The organism is Saccharopolyspora shandongensis (assembly GCF_900106995.1).
GTDB classification, from domain to species: Bacteria; Actinomycetota; Actinomycetes; order Mycobacteriales; family Pseudonocardiaceae; genus Saccharopolyspora; species Saccharopolyspora shandongensis.
Genome location: NZ_FNOK01000005.1, coordinates 182,102 through 200,153, shown reverse-complemented (window position 1 = coordinate 200,153; position 18,052 = coordinate 182,102). Strand labels below are relative to the sequence as shown.

The 18,052-nt window shown below is 70.7% G+C and carries 19 protein-coding genes; all 19 read right to left on the bottom strand.

Translation table 11 applies throughout. The features are described from left to right. Window positions 1-20: 20 nt before the first annotated feature. Window positions 21-980 (bottom strand): RNA polymerase sigma factor WhiG, encoded by a 960-nt coding sequence (gene whiG, locus BLW84_RS07490; protein ID WP_093262783.1) that lies wholly within the window; start codon window positions 978-980, stop codon window positions 21-23. After that, window positions 955-1,929 (bottom strand): tyrosine recombinase XerC, encoded by a 975-nt coding sequence (locus tag BLW84_RS07485; protein WP_093262782.1) that lies wholly within the window; start codon window positions 1,927-1,929, stop codon window positions 955-957. Before BLW84_RS07485 ends, whiG begins: the two co-directional genes overlap by 26 nt. Window positions 1,930-2,041: 112 nt before the next feature. Next, a complete protein-coding gene (gene dprA, locus BLW84_RS07480) occupies window positions 2,042-3,202 on the bottom strand; it encodes a DNA-processing protein DprA (protein WP_093262781.1) in 1,161 nt (386 codons plus the stop codon). Further along, window positions 3,202-4,722, bottom strand: coding sequence for a YifB family Mg chelatase-like AAA ATPase (locus tag BLW84_RS07475; RefSeq protein ID WP_093262780.1), 1,521 nt, complete (start codon window positions 4,720-4,722; stop codon window positions 3,202-3,204). Before BLW84_RS07475 ends, dprA begins: the two co-directional genes overlap by 1 nt. Further along, on the bottom strand, window positions 4,723-5,124 hold the full coding sequence (locus BLW84_RS07470) for a YraN family protein (RefSeq protein ID WP_093263093.1): 402 nt from the start codon (window positions 5,122-5,124) through the stop codon (window positions 4,723-4,725). A 341-nt stretch (window positions 5,125-5,465) separates the two neighbouring features. Then, on the bottom strand, window positions 5,466-5,789 hold the full coding sequence (locus BLW84_RS07465; protein ID WP_009943624.1) for a DUF2469 domain-containing protein: 324 nt from the start codon (window positions 5,787-5,789) through the stop codon (window positions 5,466-5,468). 33 nt (window positions 5,790-5,822) lie between these two features. Next, complete coding sequence (locus BLW84_RS07460) at window positions 5,823-6,575, bottom strand: ribonuclease HII (RefSeq protein WP_218157224.1); 753 nt, start codon at window positions 6,573-6,575, stop codon at window positions 5,823-5,825. A 7-nt stretch (window positions 6,576-6,582) separates the two neighbouring features. Further along, window positions 6,583-7,497 (bottom strand): signal peptidase I, encoded by a 915-nt coding sequence (lepB, locus tag BLW84_RS07455; protein ID WP_093262777.1) that lies wholly within the window; start codon window positions 7,495-7,497, stop codon window positions 6,583-6,585. Window positions 7,498-7,768: 271 nt separating this feature from the next. Further along, entirely contained in the window at window positions 7,769-8,128 is a 360-nt protein-coding gene (rplS, locus tag BLW84_RS07450) for a 50S ribosomal protein L19 (protein ID WP_093262775.1), read from the bottom strand. A 192-nt stretch (window positions 8,129-8,320) separates the two neighbouring features. Further along, entirely contained in the window at window positions 8,321-9,121 is an 801-nt protein-coding gene (gene trmD / locus BLW84_RS07445; RefSeq protein ID WP_093262773.1) for a tRNA (guanosine(37)-N1)-methyltransferase TrmD, read from the bottom strand. Between the two features lie 73 nt (window positions 9,122-9,194). Further along, window positions 9,195-9,734 (bottom strand): ribosome maturation factor RimM, encoded by a 540-nt coding sequence (gene rimM / locus BLW84_RS07440; protein ID WP_093262771.1) that lies wholly within the window; start codon window positions 9,732-9,734, stop codon window positions 9,195-9,197. An 8-nt stretch (window positions 9,735-9,742) separates the two neighbouring features. Then, window positions 9,743-9,982, bottom strand: coding sequence for an RNA-binding protein (locus BLW84_RS07435; RefSeq protein WP_010305954.1), 240 nt, complete (start codon window positions 9,980-9,982; stop codon window positions 9,743-9,745). Next, window positions 9,979-10,419: a 30S ribosomal protein S16 gene (rpsP, locus tag BLW84_RS07430; protein ID WP_093262768.1), complete on the bottom strand. Its 441-nt coding sequence runs from the start codon at window positions 10,417-10,419 to the stop codon at window positions 9,979-9,981. The genes BLW84_RS07435 and rpsP overlap by 4 nt, the downstream gene beginning before the upstream one ends. A gap of 190 nt (window positions 10,420-10,609) precedes the next feature. Then, entirely contained in the window at window positions 10,610-11,362 is a 753-nt protein-coding gene (locus BLW84_RS07425; protein WP_093262766.1) for a CPBP family intramembrane glutamic endopeptidase, read from the bottom strand. Window positions 11,363-11,471: 109 nt separating this feature from the next. Continuing rightward, complete coding sequence (locus BLW84_RS07420) at window positions 11,472-12,293, bottom strand: CPBP family intramembrane glutamic endopeptidase (RefSeq protein WP_093262764.1); 822 nt, start codon at window positions 12,291-12,293, stop codon at window positions 11,472-11,474. A gap of 109 nt (window positions 12,294-12,402) precedes the next feature. After that, window positions 12,403-13,476, bottom strand: a complete 1,074-nt coding sequence (locus tag BLW84_RS07415) for a metal-dependent hydrolase family protein (RefSeq protein WP_093262763.1) — start codon at window positions 13,474-13,476, stop codon at window positions 12,403-12,405. Further along, window positions 13,473-15,017, bottom strand: a complete 1,545-nt coding sequence (gene ffh / locus BLW84_RS07410; RefSeq protein WP_093262762.1) for a signal recognition particle protein — start codon at window positions 15,015-15,017, stop codon at window positions 13,473-13,475. The genes BLW84_RS07415 and ffh overlap by 4 nt, the downstream gene beginning before the upstream one ends. Window positions 15,018-15,248: 231 nt before the next feature. Beyond that, the gene (locus tag BLW84_RS07405) at window positions 15,249-16,994 is read right to left on the bottom strand and encodes a DEAD/DEAH box helicase (protein WP_093262761.1); all 1,746 of its coding nucleotides are present in this window, start codon (window positions 16,992-16,994) and stop codon (window positions 15,249-15,251) included. 304 nt (window positions 16,995-17,298) lie between these two features. Next, the gene (locus BLW84_RS07400; protein ID WP_093262760.1) at window positions 17,299-17,883 is read right to left on the bottom strand and encodes an AAA family ATPase; all 585 of its coding nucleotides are present in this window, start codon (window positions 17,881-17,883) and stop codon (window positions 17,299-17,301) included. Between the last annotated feature and the right edge of the window lie 169 nt (window positions 17,884-18,052).

The following is an 18,052-nucleotide window of genomic DNA, read 5'->3' as shown; positions in this document are numbered from 1 at the left end:
GGTTCCCGCCGAGTCGCCGGTCAGGCCTGTTCGGTGAGCTTGGTGCGCAGGCGCAGGACCGCGCGGGTGTGCAGCTGGCAGACCCGCGATTCGGTGACGCCGAGCACCTTCCCGATCTCGGCCAGCGTCAGGTTCTCGAAGTAGTAGAGGGTCACCACCACGCGGTCCCGATCGCTGAGCCGTTCCACCGCCTCGGCCAGCTGGCGCCGGCTGTCCTGGTCCACCAGGGCCGCGACCGGGTCTTCGGCCCGGTCGTCGGGCAGCGTTTCGGCCAGCGACGCCTGCGCCGTCCCCGCGCCGATCAGGTCGTCGAGCGCGATCACGCTGGTCATCTGCAGCTGCGCGAACAGCTCGCGCAGCTCGTCGAGCGACAGTTCGAGCTCGCTGGCCAGTTCCGCATCGGTCGCAGTGCGCTGCAGCTTCGCCTCCAGGCGCTCCAGCGCCCGCTCCACGTCGCGGGCGCGGCTGCGCACCGACCTCGGCACCCAGTCCTGGGCCCGCAGGTCGTCGAGGATGGCACCGCGGATGCGCTGCATGGCGTACGTCTCGAACTTCAGGCCGCGTTCCGGTTCGAACTTCTCGATCGCGTCGACCAGCCCGAAGATCCCGGACTGGATCAGGTCGGAGACCTCGACGTGCGACGGCAGCCCGGTGCCGACACGACCCGCCACGTACTTGACCAGCGGCGCGTAGTGCAGCACCAGCCGGTCGCGCAGTTCCTGGTCACGCCGCTGCCCGAACGCCTGCCACAGCGCGACTATCCCGGCCTCGACCTCGTCTCCGCTGCGCTGATCCCTGCCCGCGGCCGGCCTGGCAGGCTCGGCGGTCGCCACGGACAGCCGGCGCGCGAGGCGGTCGCCGACGTGGCCGTTGGTTCCACCGCCTTGGTCACGGGCAGTTACCGGTACCGAGGTCGATCTCGCGGCCACCGTGTCGGCGCCGCCCCCGGTGTGGTCAGGAACGGGGGTGGGTTCGGTCATGGATCGCCTTCAGCCGTTCAACGGTCACGTGGGTGTAAAGCTGGGTCGTTGCGAGCGTAGCGTGACCAAGCAACTCCTGAACGCTACGGAGGTCCGCACCGCCCTCCAACAAATGGGTCGCAGCCGAGTGGCGCAGCCCATGCGGTCCGACGTCCGGGGCACCGGAAACCACGCCGACCGCGTCGTGAACGGTGCGGCGCACCGCACGCGGGTCGAGCCGTCCACCTCGGACACCCAGGAACAACGCGGCGCCCGACGATTCCCGAGCCAATATCGGCCGACCAGCGGAAAGCCAGCGTCCTAGCGCCTGATCCGCCGGTACACCGAACGGCACAGCGCGTTCTTTGTCTCCTTTACCGATCACGCGGACCAGCCGGCGCTCGCGATCGACGTCGTCGACATCCAGCCCGCAGAGCTCGGCGACGCGGATTCCGGTGGCATACAGCAGTTCGAGCACAGCGTGGTCCCGCAAGGCCACCGGATCCCCCTGCTCCGCGCCCACCGCCGAAGCCTGCATCGCCGAACCTGCCTGGTCAACGCGCAGCACGGCGGGCAGTTTCCGCTGCTTCGACGGAACCGAGAGCCGCGGGCCCGGATCGACGGGCAGCAGCTCGGCGCGGAACGCCCACCCGGTGAACGTGCGGGCCGACGCGGTCCGCCGGGCGAGCGTCGCCCGGCTCACGCCGTGCGCGTGTTGCGCCGAAAGCCATTCCCGCAGGACGGAAATGTCCAGCGCAGCAAGGGTTGCATCGTCGGCCGAACCGGCGAGGTGCCCCAGCAACGAGACGATGTCGCCGATGTATCCGCGAACGGTGTGCGCGGATAACCCGCGTTCTGCGGCGAGGTGTCGTTCGAACGCGTCGACCGCGGTTCCGAGTCGCTCGGGCAGTTTTGCCCGAGCCGCGCGAAGATCCGGTCTTCGCGGTTCGGCGGAACGTGTGCGGGCCATGTATCGAAGCTGGCCGTTCCACCCGCGTCGGTCAAGCATCGCCACGCCGAATCATGATCACTTGACCGATACGCGAATCGTCTTGCGCGACGGGGGCTCATCTGCGTCCACGTCATGACCCCGTCATCGACCACCCCCGCTCGGACCGCGCCACGAACCCGGCCAGCTCCAGTTCCGGCAGCAGCGCCCGTACTTTGCCCAGCGGCAGCCCAGAATCTCGCGCCAGCTCGTCCGCGCTGGCGCAATCGATGCCGGTCAGCGCATCGTGCAGGCGCCGCGCGTCCGGATGCAGCGCGTCGGTTCGGCGCGGCTGGGCAGGGATTTCCACCTCCAGTTGCGCGCCGAGCGGGCTCAGCGCTTCTAGGACCTCCTGCGTTCGGGTGACCAGCACGGCCTGACCGGACCGCACCATTCCGTGGCAGCCAACGGAATTCTTGGAGGTCACCGGCCCGGGCACGGCCAACACCGGCCTTCCCAGGGCATCCGCGGTGTGCGCGGTGTTGGCGGCGCCGCTGCGCGCGCCCGCCTCGACCACCACCGTCGCGCTGCCGAACGACGCGATCAGCCTGTTGCGCACCAGGAAGCGGTGCTTCCGCGGCGGCGTACCGAGCGGATACTCGCTCACGACGGCGCCCTGGTCGGCGATGGCGCGCAGCAGCCTGCCGTGCCCCGCCGGGTAGTCGACGTCGACGCCGCAGGCGAGGAACGCCACCGTCAGGCCGCCCGCGGCGAGCGCGCCCCGGTGCGCTGCGCCGTCGATGCCGTACGCCGCCCCCGATGCGACCGTGAACCCCGCCGTCGCCAGCCCGTGGCCGAACTCCGCCGCTACGTGCTCGCCATAGCCGGTAGCGGCTCTGGCACCGACGATGGCCACCGCTTGCTCCGCCGCCTCGGCCAGCACCGCCTTGCCGCGGACCCACAGCGCGATCGGCTCGGCGATCCCCGGCAGGTCGACCGATCTCGCCCCGAACAGGCCGTCGAACGCCTCGCGCGGCCACTCCGGATCCTCCGGTACGACCAGCCGGACACCGGCGGCCTCGGCCGCCACCAGCAGCTGTTCGCCCGAAACGTGCCATCGCCGTGCCTCGACCTCCGCCGTGACATCCGCCGGCGCCGTCTCCCGCTGGATCAGGCCGACGGCGCGGCAAGGGCCGTGTTCCGTGACGAACCTGGCCAGCGCCGGAGCGGGTGGTTCGGCGACGGCGACCAGGAAGGCCCTGGCTACCAGCAGTTCCCGCTTCGCCCGCTCCCCCATCGAAGCCCATCGAGCCATCACGCCGCCCTCCTGTCCCGGAACTCCAGGGCCGCAGCCACGTGCTCCGCATCCGGTTGATCCCGCCCGTCCAGATCGGCCAGCGTCCAGGCGACGCGCAAGCACCGATCTGCACCGCGCGCGGTGATCGCGCCGACTTCCAGCCCGCGGTCCAGCAACGCCGTTGCCGCCGCGGGCAGCGCGAATTCGCGCCGCAGCACCGGCCCCGGCACCTCCGTGTTGGTCTGCCACCCGTGCGCGGACCACCGCTGCCGGGCCGCCGCTCGCGCGTTCTCCACCCGCTTGCGCACCACCGCGCTGCCCTCCGGCTCGGCACCGGCCTGGACGGTCATCGCGGTGATCGGGCGCATCCGGACCCGCAGGTCGACCCGGTCCAGCAACGGCCCGGACAGCTTGCCGAGGTAGCGCCGCCGCACCTGCGGCGGGCACTGGCAGTCGAGATCCCGAGCCGGCGCGCACGGGCACGGGTTCGTCGCCAGGACCAGCTGGAACCGCGCCGGGTAGCGCAGCGTGCCGTCTCGCCGGGCCAGCCGGATCTCGCCTTCCTCCAGCGCCGTGCGCAACGCCTCCAACCGCTTCGCACCCAATTCGCATGCCTCGTCCAGCAGCAGCACCCCGCGATGTGCTCTGCTGACCGCGCCCGGCCTCGCCAACCCGGTACCGCCGCCGATGAGGGCCGGGATCGACAGCGAGGGGTGCGGCGCGACGAACGGCGGCGTCCGGATCAGCGTCGCCGACTCGGGCAGGTCACCGGCGATCGAGCGGATCGCGGTGACCTCAAGCGCCTCCGGCACGGTCAGGCTCGGCAGCAGTCCGCTCAGGCGCTTGGCCAGCATCGTCTTGCCGGTGCCCGGCGGCCCGACCATCAGCAGGTGGTGACCGCCCGCCGCGGCGACCTCCAGTGCCCACCTCGCCTCGGGCTGGCCGAGCACGTCGGACAGGTCCGGCGCTTCGTGCTCGACCGGTGGCTCGGCGTCCGGTGGCGGTCGGCGGTCGAGCTCGCCGAGGTCGCGCAGCCAGGCCACGACGTCCCGCAGGTGTTCGGCGCCGAGCACGTCGATGCCTTCCACGAGGTGCGCCTCGGCCATCCCGTCGGCCGGCACCACCGCCCGGCGCATGCCCTCCCGCCTAGCGGTCAGCAACGCCGGCAGCAGCCCTCGGACCGGCCGAATCCGCCCGTCCAGGGCGAGCTCGCCGAACAGCACCGTGCCCGCCAGCCGGTGCGGTGGGACCAGTTCCGCCCCGGCCAGCACCGCGCAGGCCAGCGCCAAGTCGTACGACGTGCCGGTCTTGGGCATCGCGGCCGGGGACAACGCCAGCGTCACGCAGCTCGCCGGCCAGTCCTCCTTGCAGTTCTGGATCGCCGCGCGCACCCGGTTCTTCGATTCCTGCAGGGCGGTGTCGGGCAGCCCGAGGAGCTGCAGCGATGGCAGTCCTCCCTTCCGCACGTCGGCTTCGATCTCGACGAGCGCGCCGTCCACTCCGAAGAGCGCGACCGCCCACGTCTTCCGCAGCACCATCTAGAACACCCCCTCGAGATGCTTGATGCGGGGGCGCTTGCCCGGCGGCCACAGCACCGACACGACGTCGAACCGCACCCGGCAACCCACCAATCGGCGCTCGGCCAGCCAAGACCGGGCCACGCTCCGGATCCGGTTGATCTTCTCCGGGACGAGCGCGTACTCCGGTCCGCCGTAGTCGACGCCGGAGCGGGCCTTGACCTCGCAGCACACCACCGTGTCGCCGTCGGTGGCGACGATGTCGAGTTCTCCTTGCGGGCACTGCCAATTCCGGTCCAGCACGGTCAGACCACGACGTTCCAGGAGCACGGCCGCCAGCCGCTCCCCCTCGATTCCCAACGCGTGTCTGCGGCCTCTGGTGTCGTCATCCGACAGCTGGCCTACAACCTTCTTCCGGCGCACGGCTTCCTCCTCGGTTCGGGATTCGGTTCCGTGCCGGCATCCCGGACGCATGCGAGCGATTTTCGCCAATTGCGCCAACGGTTCCGGGCACGTCGATGAATCCAACTTGCCCGGAAGCAAAGCCGATATCCAGTGATATTCCGGAATCTGTGGACTAATCAATCCCCTGTGGACAACTCGGCTCACCCCGACGAGTGGGGACGACCCACTTCCGAATCAAAAATGCTTTGCGCACTGCGCATTCTGCAAAACCGCGGCGTCGCCACGACCGGTCGGCATGCGCGCATGAAAAAGCTCGGGCGGCCGGATTTCGGGCCACCCGAGCTTCCTCTGGACCGGGATCAGGAACCGAACGGGCCGCTCTCCGGCAGCCGCAAGTCCGGTTTGTCCAGCTCCTCCACATTGACGTCCTTGAACGTGATCACCCGCACGTTCTTGACGAACCGCGCCGGGCGGTACATGTCCCACACCCACGCGTCCGACATCGCCACCTCGAAGTAGACCTCCGAGTCGGAGTTGCGCACCTGCACGTCCACCGCGTTGGCCAGGTAGAAGCGCCGTTCCGTCTCCACGACATAGGTGAACTGCCCGACGATGTCGCGGTACTCCTTGTAGAGCTGCAGCTCCATCTCGGTCTCGTACTTCTCGAGATCCTCGGCGCTCATCGCTGTGCGAGCCCTTCTGCATTGCCGTTCGGACTACAACGCCTCATTGTCCACCACATCCCTGTCGGAAGCATCGAACAACCCGGGCTTGCTCGTCACGGTTCGCGGCGAGCGCATCCCGTGCCGCTGCGCCGCAGCGACCACGTTCGCGTACGACCACCGGTGCTCGACGCAGGGGCCGAACTGCTTCAGCCGGGCCGAGTGCACCGGCGTGCTGTACCCCTTGTGCACGTCGAACCCGTAGTCCGGGAACTCGGCGTGCAGCTGCGCGGTCATCATCCGGTCCCGGGTCACCTTCGCCAGCACCGACGCCGCGGCCACGCAGGCCGCGACCAGGTCGCCCTTCACCACCGCCACGCTGGGCGTCGCGAGCCCCGACACCCGGAAGCCGTCGGTCAGCACGTAGCCGGGGTGCGGGTTCAGCTGCGCGACCGCCCGCCGCATGCCCTCCAGGTTCGCCACGTGGATGCCGAGCGCGTCTACGTCCTCGGCCGAGATCACGATGGTCGACCAGCTCAAGGCCCGCTCGGTGATGCGGCCGTACAGGCGCTCCCGGTCGGCCTCCGAAAGCACCTTCGAGTCCGTCAGCCCGTCGAACCGCCGCGCGTCGCCCGGGCGGAGCGCGCACGCCGCCACCACGAGCGGGCCCGCGCACGCACCGCGCCCGGCCTCGTCCACACCTGCCACCGGGCCGAGGCCCCGGCGGTCCAGCGCGCTCTGAAGAGCCCAATTACCGCTGCTGCGCCGGATCACCGACCTCGGCGGCCGGAACGCCGCCACCGTCACGTCGACGTCACTCCGGCGACCGTCGCTGCTTCACCACACCGACGAGCCTACGACCCAGCCAGAGCGTCGGGAACGCCGCGGCGAAACCGACGCCCAACGGCACCCCGGTCTGCCAGCCAGGCGCGCCCAGCGCGGTGGTCTGCGGGTTCGGCTCCGGGATGCTCTGCCAGCGGGTCGGCGGCAGGACGATCAGCTGAGCCTTGCCGATCACGTTGTCGACCGGCACCGCACCGTTGGTGCCGCCACCGCCCTGCACCCGCGAGTCCGCCGAGTCGTTGCGGTTGTCGCCCATCACCCACAGGTGCCCCGGCGGGACCGTCACGGCCTTGAACTCGTCCTGGCCGACCCCACGGCCGGGCTCCCAGTACAGGTACGGCTCGTTGAGCGGCTTGCCGTCGACCAGCACCCGGTTCTGCGCGTCGCAGCACTCCACGGTCTGACCGCCGACGGCGATCACCCGCTTGACGAAGTCCTTCTCGTCCGGGGCGCCGAAGCCCAGCAGCGAAGCCGCGCCCTGGAAGAAGCCGGCGACGGGGTTGGACGGCTCGTCCGCCTCGAACTCGTTCTGCACCCAGGGCTGCGGGCCGCGGAACACCACCACGTCGCCCGGCTCCGGATCACTGAAGCGGTAGGTGATCTTGTCCACCAGCACCCGGTCGTTGTTGCAGCCGGTGCACCCGTGCAGGGTCTGCTCCATCGACTGCGACGGGATCACGTACACCCTGGCCAGGAAGGCCTGGATGAGCACCGTCAGCACGAGTGCGGTGACGATCAGGATCGGCAGCTCGCGCCAGAACGAGCCCTTCTTCTTGTCCTTGGGCTTGCGGCGACGGGGAGTACCGCCCGGCTCGTCCGGGGCACCGCTGGAGTGCTCCGCACCCTGGGGGTCTTCCGCTGATCCGCTGCGCATGACGTCGGCCACCTGGCCAGGCTACTGGAACCGCAGTGGGCGCCGTCGCGCTCCCCCGGCTCCGGTGACCCGTTCCACCGCCGCGCGGTGCCGCTGTGACGTGCTCTTTTCCGGTACATCCCATTCGGGTCGGCACCACGGCGGGGCGCAGCACCCCCGGCGATCACTCGAAGGTGGAACACCCGGTTCCCGCCACCACCGGGCGAAACGCGCACGTCCGGACACGCGAAACGGCCCAGGTGCGAGCACCTGGGCCGTTGTCGTGATTCCGAGTGGCTGTCGATCAGGAAGCCGGCGCGGTCTCGCGCTTCTCCTTGATCTTCGCCTTCTTGCCGCGCAGCTCGCGCAGGTAGTACAGCTTCGCCCGCCGAACGTCACCGCGCGCCGCGACCTCGATCTGCGCGATGTTCGGGGTGTGCACCGGGAACGTCCGCTCCACACCGACACCGAAGGAAATCTTGCGCACGGTGAAGGTCTCCCGGACGCCATCGCCGTGGCGGCGGATGACCACGCCCTGGAAGACCTGGATCCGCTCGCGCGAACCCTCGATGACGCGGACGTGGACCTTCAGCGTGTCGCCAGGCCGGAAGGCCGGAATGTCGGAACGCAACGACTGGGCGTCCAGCGCGTCCAGGGTGTTCATCGGTGGTCCGTCCTCATCCGTGTCGAAGGCACCCGTGTTCTCCAACGTCGATGACCCGACCTACTGGTGGGCACCGCCTGCCACGGGGTGAACTTGCTTGTGAGCCCGCCGAACTCGTCATTCGGCTGCATCAACCGTTCCAGTGTGCCAGATCCGCACTTCGGCGTCTGAACCGCCCCCGCCGACGCGGGGTCAGCGCTGCGCGTCTCCGGCATCCCGGGACTCGTCGGAATGCTCCGACTCCCGCAGTTTATCGAGTTGCGCTCGGTCGGCTTTGTTCAGGGTCCCCTCCGGCAGCTCGGCCAGCAGGTCCGGGCGCCGCTGGTAGGTCCTGGCCAGCGCCTGATCGCGGCGCCAGCGGTCGATCGCGGCGTGGTTCCCGGAGCGCAGCACGTCCGGCACCGCGCGCCCGCGCCACACCTCGGGGCGGGTGTAGCAGGGGCCTTCCAGCAGCCCGTCGGAGAACGAGTCCTGCTCGGCCGACAGCGGGTTGCCCAGCACTCCGGGCAGCAGGCGGGCCACGGCCTCGATCATGACCAGCGCGGCGACCTCGCCGCCGACCAGCACGTAGTCGCCGATGGACACCTCCTCCACCGGCATCCGGGTGGCGGCGTCGTCGATCACCCGCTGGTCGATTCCCTCGTAGCGGCCGCAGGCGAACACCAGCCACGGCTCGGCGGACCAGCGGATCGCGGTGCGCTGGTCGAACGGCCGCCCGGCCGGGGTCGGCACGATCAGCCGGGGAACCGGGGCGGCGGAGTCGGCGGCGCCGCAAACGCCGTCGAGCGCCTCGCCCCAGACGTCCGGCTTCATCACCATGCCGGGGCCGCCGCCGTACGGGCTGTCATCGACCGCCCGGTGCACGTCGTGCGTCCAGTCCCGCAGGTCGTGCACGCCGACCGCGATCCGCTCGCGCTCGATGGCCTTGCCGAGCAGCGCTTCCCGCAGCGGCGCCAGGTAGTCGGGGAAGATCGTGATGACGTCGATGCGCATGTGGCCCTCGGAAAAGGAAAAACCCCCGCTCCGGCGGCGAGGGCGGTTTGATCTTGCTGTTGCCGGTCCGGCGTCACTCGGCTTCGAGCAGGCCCTCCGGCGGATCGACGACCAGGCGACCGGCGGCGAGGTCGACCTCGGGGACGATCTCGGCGACGAACGGCACCAGGACTTCGCGACCGTCCGCGGTGCGCACGGCCAGCAGCTCACCGGCAGGAGTGTGCAGGACGTCCCGCACCTCGCCCACCTCTTCGCCGGAGACCCGCTCGACCCGCAGGCCGGTCAGCTCGTGGTCGTGGAACTCGTCCGGGTCGTCGGTCGGTTCGAGGGCGTCGGAGCTGATGGTCAGCAGCACGCCGCGCAGGTCCTCGGCGGCCTCCCGGCCCTCGACGCCCTCCGCACGCACGAGCAGCCGCCCGGCGTGCTGCCGGGCGGCTGTCACCGTCAGGTTCTGCGCGCGGACCACCCCGCGACGCTGCATCCCGAGCACCGAGCCAGGAGCGAAACGCAGCTCCGGACTGTCGGTGAGCACCTCGACGACAAGCTCCCCCCGCACGCCGTGCGGCCGGACGATGCGGCCAACGGCCAGGGTTTGCAGCTCGGGCTCGCTCATGTTCGTGCTCAGCGATCGGTGTCGACCACGTCGACCCGGATGCCGCGGCCGCCGATGCCGGACATCACGGTCCGCAGCGCGGTCGCGGTGCGACCACCGCGACCGATGACCTTGCCCAGGTCGTCCGGGTTCACGTGCACCTCGAGGGTGCGACCGCGTCGGGTCGTGAGCAGCTGGACGCGGACATCGTCGGGGTTGTCGACGATGCCGCGCACCAGGTGTTCAAGCGCGTCCGCGAGGACCGTCACGCCTGACCTTCCTCGGACTTCTTCTCTTCAGCCTTGTCCTCGGCCTTCTTCGCACCCTTCTTCTTCGGGGTGGTGGCCTCGGTGGTGGGCTCCTCGCCGGCGGCGGCCAGCGCGGCCTCGAACAGCTCCTGCTTGCTCGGCTTCGGCTCGGCGACCTTCAGCCGGCCCTCGGCGCCCGGCAGGCCCTTGAACTTCTGCCAGTCGCCGGTAATCTCCAGGATGTTCTGCACCGGCTCGGTCGGCTGCGCGCCGACACCCAGCCAGTACTGCACCCGCTCCGAGTTGACGATGATGCCGCTCGGGTTCTGCTTCGGGTGGTACTGCCCGATCGTCTCGATGGCCCGGCCGTTGCGGCGGGTGCGGGCGTCGGCAACGACGATGCGGTAGTGCGGCTCGCGGATCTTGCCGATCCGCGCGAGCTTGATCTTCACAGCCACGGGTGCTGGTGCTCCTCAGACTCTCGTTGGTGCTCCGGTGAGCATGCCAAGCCGCGTGGGGCAGCGGAGTGGAATGCTCTTAGTCAAAAGCGGCCACAAGCGGTGAGAGGGACCCCTCGCGGCGAACAGCATCCCATTGTGCCAGATACCGCCGCCGCCACGACCGCGGACCCGTCCGGCGGCCGTCGCGCTAGGCCGGGAGCAGACCCAGCGAGAGCAGCAGGAGGCCGAGTGCGGGCAGGAAGTTGTTCACCTGGTGCGCGACCACGCTCGCCGTCAGCCTCCCGGTGACCATCCGGGCCACGCCGATCGGGATCGCTATGACCAGCAGCAACGCGGTGCGCTCCGGCTCCAGGTGCCCGATGGCGAAGACGGCCGTGCTGAGCACGAACACGTTCAGCTGGCTCCACCGCAGCCGTTCCATCGCGCCCCAGAGCAGCCCGCGGTAGAGCAGCTCCTCGCACAGCGGCGCGACCAGCCAGATGTGCAGGAAGATCACCACCGCCAGCGCTGGGGGCAGCTGCACGCCGTCGACCAGGCTGCTCACCGTGGACTGCGCGTCCGGCCCCATCCACTTCGCCCACAGCATCGTGGCGATGGTCGTCGTGACCAGGCCGATGCCGCCGATGGCCAGCCCGGTGGTGACGTCCGACCAGCGCCATTCGAGGCCGAAGTCCAGCCTCGGGCCGTTGCCGCGCACGACGGTGATCAGGACGGCCACCGCCCCGGCGAGCACAGTCGGCAGCACCAGCATCAGGACCAGGGCCATGCCGTCCGGGCTGCCCAGCGCGGCCGCGAGCGTCACCGAAACCAGCACGAAGATCGCCTGCGCGAAGAAGAACGCGCCGAGCCCCCAGCGGTGGGTCCGGGTCGGTGCAGCCTCGGGCTGGGCGGGCTCGATCGGTGCGTTCGCGGCGGGATCCGACTGGTTCGGGGTGTTCATGGGCGCCTCCGTGGTGCCGGTCGGCGGCCATCTTCCTGGCCGTATCGGCGTGCGGACGCCGGCGGAGCCGCCAGGTTACCCCCGGCGGTGCGGCCAACGGCAGCGATATTCATCGGGCGATGGCGAACAGCAGCAGTGCGGGCAGGAAGTTGTTCGTCGCGTGCGCGATCATGCTCGCAGCCACCCGGCCGGTGATCATCCGCGCCGCGCCGATCGCGAGGCCGCCGAAGAACAACACCGGCGTGCGCCACACCTCCTGATGAATCAGGGCGAAGATCAAGGCGGTCAGCACCAGGATCGCGTACCGCGGGATGCGGTAGTGCTCCAGAGCGCCCCAGAGCGCGCCGCGCATCAGCAGTTCCTCGGTCAGCGGCGCGCCGAGGAAGGCGAACAGCGCGAACAGGAACAGCCAGACGGTCCGCTCGCCCTGCATCAGCCGCGCCAGGTCGGTTTCCGGGGGCGGGCCGGCGATGGCGATGATCACGAGCGTCAACGCCCAGGAGCCGAGCAGCGCGATGCCCCCGCAGGCCAGGCCCACCTTGAAGTCGCGGCGCTTCGGCAGGATGCCGAAATCCGAGCGCAGCCCCCTGCCGCGCCACCACGAGAACACCGCGGGCACCAGGCCGAGCAGGATGTTCGGGGCGAAGGCCAGCAACAGCAGCGGGCCGGTGTTGGGCGGCGTCGTCGGATCGAACCCGCCGGCCCGGGACGGCCTGACGGCGTTGAGGATCAGCACGGTCAGGTAGTAGCCGCCGTAGCCGATGAAGAACGCTGCGAACCCCCACGCCAGCGAGCCGCGGCGCGCCGCGGCTCGCTGCGCCTCCCAGAAGCGGGGGTGCAGCTCGGCGTCGGTGGTGTCCTCCACCGGGCGCATCGGTTCCCCGAGGTTCTTCGGGAACTCCCGCGGCTCCTGCTCGGGCTGTTCGCCCACGCTGCGCTCCCCTCTGCCGGGCTCACCCTAAGCATCCACCAGGAGCGGCACCGCCTCCACGACCTGCGGTTGGCGCGAGGAAGATCACATCGGGTAGCTGCGGCGGGAGTCAGCCGACGACGTTGCCGCGCAGGACGATCCGCGTCGGGTGGTCCAGGACCGACAGGTCCTTGCGCGGGTCCGCGTCGTAGCAGACCAAGTCGGCCGCGGCACCGTGCTGCAGCCCGGACCAGCCCAGCCACTCGCGCGCGGCCCACGACGCCGCGCCGAGCGCCTGCTCGGTGGACATCCCGACCCGGTGCAGCGCGCGCACCTCGTCGGCCAGCAGGCCGTGCTCGATGCCGCCGCCGGCGTCGGTTCCCGCGTACACCGGGATGCCCGCCTCGATCGCCTTCGCGACCGTCCGGTCGGCCCGCTCGTAGAGGTCGGTCATGTGCGCCGCGTAGGCCGGGTACTTGGTCGCGGCCGACGCGAACGACGGGAAGTTCTCGATGTTGATCAGCGTCGGAACGAGCGCCGTGCCGTTGCGGGCCATCAGCTCGATCGTGTCGTCGGTGAGCCCGGTGCCGTGCTCGATGCAGTCGATCCCGGCGTTGATCAGGCCGGGCAGCGCGTCCTCGCCGAACACGTGCGCGGTGACCCGCGCGCCCAGCCGGTGCGCCGTCGCGATCGCCTCGGCCAGCACCTCGTCGCTCCACAGCGGCGCGAGGTCGCCCACCGACCGGTCGATCCAGTCGCCGACGAGCTTGATCCACCCGTCGCCGTACGCGACCTGCTCGGCGACCGCGGCGGGCAGCTGCTCCTCGTGATCCAGCTGATCGGCCAGATACGGGATGTAGCGCTTGGGCCGCGCCAGGTGCTTCCCGGCCCGGATGATCCTGGGCAGGTCCTCGCGTTCCTGCAGCGACCGGGTGTCGACCGGCGCGCCACAGTCGCGGATGAGCAGCGTGCCGGCGTCGCGGTCGGCCTCCGCCTGCGCCACCGCCTCGTCGAGCTCCACCGGCCCCTCGGGGCCGATGCCGACGTGGCAGTGCGCGTCGACCAGGCCCGGCAGCACGAAGCCGCCGTCGAACACCGTCTCGGCGCCGGGCACCGGGTCCAGGCTGATCCGGCCGTCCTGCACCCACAGCTGCCGCTGCGCGCCGTCTGGAAGTACGACGGCGCGCAGGTGCAGGGCGGTCACTTCTTCTTGCCGAAGTTCAGCTTCGACGGGTCGAAACCGGCGGGCAGGTCGTTCATGCCGCCCTCCAGCTTGGACAGGTCCGGGCCCGCGCCCGGCATGCCCATGCCGCCCGGCGGCAGGCCGGGGAAACCACCGGGCAGGCCGCGCATGCCCTTGGGCTGCGTCGGGCCGCGCCCCTTCTTGCCCTTCTTCCCCTTCTTGCCCTTGCGGTTCTTGCTGCCCCCGCCACCGCCGAAGCCGAAGCCGCCCGCCATCTGCTGCATCATCTTGCGGGCTTCGAAGAACCGGTTGACCAGGTCGTTGATCTCGCTGATGGCGACGCCGGAACCGCGCGCGATGCGCTGGCGGCGGGACGCGTTGATGATCTTCGGGTCGGCCCGCTCGGCGGGCGTCATACCGCGGATGATCGCCTGAATGCGGTCCAGGCTCTTCTCGTCGAAGTTGGCCAGCTGCTCCTTCATCTGGCCCGCGCCCGGCAGCATGCCCAGCAGGTTCTGCAGCGGGCCCATCCGGCGGACCGCCTGCATCTGCTCCAGGAAGTCCTCCAGCGTCAGCTGGCCGGTGCCGAGCTTCTGCGCGGCCTGCTCGGCCTGCTCCTGGTCGAATGCCTGCTCGGCCTGCTCGATGAGGGTGAGCAGGTCGCCCATGCCCAGGATCCGGTTGGCCATCCGGTCCGGGTGGAAGACGTCGAAGTCCTCCAGCTTCTCGCCGCTGGAGGCGAACATGATCGGCTGGCCGGTGACCTCGCGGACCGACAGCGCGGCACCACCGCGGGCGTCGCCGTCGAGCTTGGTCAGCACCACGCCGGAGAACCCGACGCCGTCGCGGAAGGCCTGCGCGGTGTTCACCGCGTCCTGGCCGATCATCGCGTCCAGCACGAACAGGGTCTCGTCCGGGGTGATCGCGTCCCGGATGTCGGCGGCCTGCTTCATCATCTCTTCGTCGATGCCCAGCCGGCCGGCGGTGTCGACGATGACGATGTCGTGCTGCGCCCGGCGGGCCTCGTCGATGCTGCGGCGGGACACCTCGACCGGGTCGCCGACGCCGTTGCCGGGCTCCGGCGCGTACACCGGCACCCCGGCGCGCTCCCCGACCACCTGCAGCTGGTTCACCGCGTTCGGGCGCTGCAGGTCGCAGGCCACCAGCAGCGGCGTGTGGCCCTGCCCGGCGAGCCACTTGGCGAGCTTGCCTGCCAGCGTCGTCTTACCGGAACCCTGCAGACCCGCCAGCATGATCACGGTCGGCGGCGTCTTCGCGAACTCCAGCCGCCGGGTCTCGCCGCCGAGGATGGTGACGAGCTCCTCGTTGACGATCTTGATGACCTGCTGCGCCGGGTTCAGCGCCTGCGAGACCTCGGCACCCTTGGCGCGCTCCTTGACACCCGTGATGAAGTTGCGCACCACGGGAAGCGCCACGTCGGCTTCGAGCAGGGCGATGCGGATCTCCCGCGCGGTGGCGTCGATGTCCGCGTCGGACAGCCGCCCCTTGCCGCGCAGGTTCGTCAGGACCGAGGTGAGCCGGTCGGAGAGAGTGTCGAACACGGGTTCACGGGCTCCAGAGTCGAGGGATGTACCTGGGTACCTATGCGAGGGTAACCGGCCGGGTCACCGGCCCGGCGTGGGCTAGGAAGCGCAATTTCACGAGAAATGACGTGGCCACCGGGTCACCTGCCGCCAGGAGCGTGACCCCAGCGTGATCGAGGGCCGCGAACCCGGCGGCGCCGTCACCCGGTGGGGCCGGCCGATTTACCTGGAAATCGGCCGGCCGTCCGCTCAGCTGTGCGAGTAGTCCTCGCGGCGCTTGCCGCCCGTCGCGCGGGACTGCGGCGAGCGCTGGCCCTTGCGGTGCGGGCGCGGCTTGTCGCGGTCGCGGTCCCGGGCACCGTCCCGGCCGGGGCGGCGCGGGCGGCGGTTGATGAACTCGCCGTCGGCGCGGCTGATCCGCAGGCCCCGCCCGGCCACCTGGGTGTTGCGCAGCTTGCTGAGCAGCTCCTCCGGCAGGTCGGCAGGCAGTTCGATCAGGGTGTGCTCGTTGCGGATGTCGATGTGCCCGATGTGCTTGCTGGGCAGGCCGCCCTCGTTGGCCAGCGCCCCGACCAGGGCCCGCGGGGTGACCCGGTTGCGGCGGCCGACCTCGACCCGGTAGGTCTCGGTGTCCGAGTTGCCCGGGTGGAACGACGGGCCGTCGCGGCGGGCCGGCGGCTCGACGGGCTCCGGGTCCAGCAGCAGCGGCCGGTCGCCCTGCGCCATGGCTGCCAGCGCCGCGGCGATCTCCGCGGCCGGCACGTCGTGGGTCCGCTCGTACTCCGCCACCAGGTCCTGGAAGACCTCCAGGCCGCCCTTGGCGAGGGTGTCGGTGATGCTCTGCGCGAACTTGGCCAGCCGACGGTCGTTGACCGCGTCGATGGTGGGCAGCTCCATCTGCGGGATCTGCTGCCGGGTGGCCCGCTCGATGGACCGCAGCATGTGCCGCTCGCGCGGCGAGACGAACAGGATCGCCTCCCCGCTGCGCCCGGCCCGGCCGGTGCGGCCGACGCGGTGCACGTAGGACTCGGTGTCGTGCGGGATGTCGTAGTTGAGCACGTGCGAGATGCGCTCGACGTCGAGGCCGCGCGCGGCGACGTCGGTGGCCACCAGGATGTCGATCTTGCCGTCCCGGAGGTGACCGATGGTGCGCTCGCGCTGCGCCTGCGCGATGTCGCCGTTGATCGCCGCCGCGCTGAAGCCGCGGGCCTGCAGCTTCTCGGCGAGTTCCTCGGTGAGCTGCTTGGTGCGGACGAACACGATCATCGCGTCGAACGACTCGACCTCGAGGATCCGGGTCAGCGCGTCCAGCTTGCTCGCCGCGCGCACCGGGACGTGCCGCTGGTTGATGTTGGTCGCGGTGCTGGTCTTGGTCTTGACCGAGATCTCGACCGGCTCGTTGAGGTAGTTCTGGCTGATCTTGCGGATCGCGCCGGGCATGGTCGCGGAGAACAGCGCCACCTGCCGGCTGGCCGGCACGGACTGCAGGATCTTCTCCACGTCCTCGATGAAGCCCATCCGCAGCATCTCGTCGGCCTCGTCGAGCACCAGGTTCTTGAGCCCGGTCAGGTCGAGCGAGCCCTTCTCCAGGTGGTCGATCAACCGGCCGGGGGTGCCGACGATGACGTGCGCGCCGCGGCGCAGGCCGGCGAGCTGCGGGCCGTAGCTGGTGCCGCCGTAGATCGGCAGCACGTGGAAGCCGGGGATGTGCGCGGCGTAGCGCTGGAACGCCTCGGAGACCTGGATCGCCAGCTCGCGGGTGGGCGCGAGCACCAGGGCCTGCGGGCCGGTGGCGTCGAGGTCGAGGCGGGACAGGATCGGCAGCGCGAACGCGGCGGTCTTGCCGGTGCCGGTCTGGGCCAGGCCCAGCACGTCGCGACCCTCCAGCAGCAGCGGGATGGTCTTCTCCTGGATCGGCGACGGGGTCTCGTAGCCGATCTCGGTGAGGGTCTGGCGGACGCGCGGGTCAAGGTCAAGTTCGTCGAATGTCGACATGCTGGAAGCGGATCTCCTCGGTGGACTCGGCAGGGGGCTGATGGTCTGCGGAAACGGCCCTGCAACTACCCGCCCGGGGTCCGGGGTGATCGGCGAGGCGTCGGCTCGGAAGCCCTAGATCGCCGCGGGGCGCCGCTTGCGCATTTCGAACCGCGCGCTCAGCTGGACGCACACCCTGTTGCCAGTCACCCGCAGCTCGATCATTCTCAGCCTGGCGCCGCGGCATCCTGCCGTTGCGCCGAACATCCACCCTAGCGATCGCCATCGGGGCGTGGGGCGGTGGCCCGGCACAACGGGACGCAAGTCACGCCCCGACGTCCAGCCGGAGGCCGTCGGCGACCTGGTTCCGGGTGAACAGGTGCACCCGGTGCCAGCCCCGCGGCGTCGCGCCGTCGCGCAGCTGCTGGTGCATCCGGTCGGCGCGGTGCACGTGCCGGAGGAACGATCCAGGCCTGATCAGCCGCCCGCGCGCCCGCTGCCCGGCCAGCGCCTCGCGCGGGTCCACGTGCAGCCACACCAGCACCCGCTGCCGCCCGGTGAGCCAGGCGAAGGTCAGCAGCAACGCGCGGGTGGTGGCGCGGGTCGCGGGCTCGTGCGCGACGACCGGCCCAGGCGTGCGCGCGCACCGCCAGGCGATGCGGCTGCGGTGCACCAGGTGCACCAGCGGGCGGTAGTAGCGGTAGGGCAGGCTGCTCGGCAGGACCTTGCGCAGGACGGTGCGGACCTGGTCGGAGTCCAGCGTCGAGATGTCCGCGCCACCGCGGAGCTTTCCGAGCACCGTGCTCTTGCCCGCGCCCGGCAGGCCGGCCAGGACGACGAGCGAACGCCGCCCGATGCGCACCGTCGGCGGCGGGCTGGTGGCCGAGGGGAGTACGTCCGATATGTCCACGACGGCGTCCAGGTTACGCGTGATCGATCTTGGCGGATGGCCCGAGTGCGCAACGCCACCGAACACAAGAGCGGAAGGCGGCTCGCTCCCCCCCGAACGAACCGCCTTCCTCACCATCCCCCTGGGGCGCCACGAGATATCGCACCCGATCCGCGTGGGCGACCGTGTC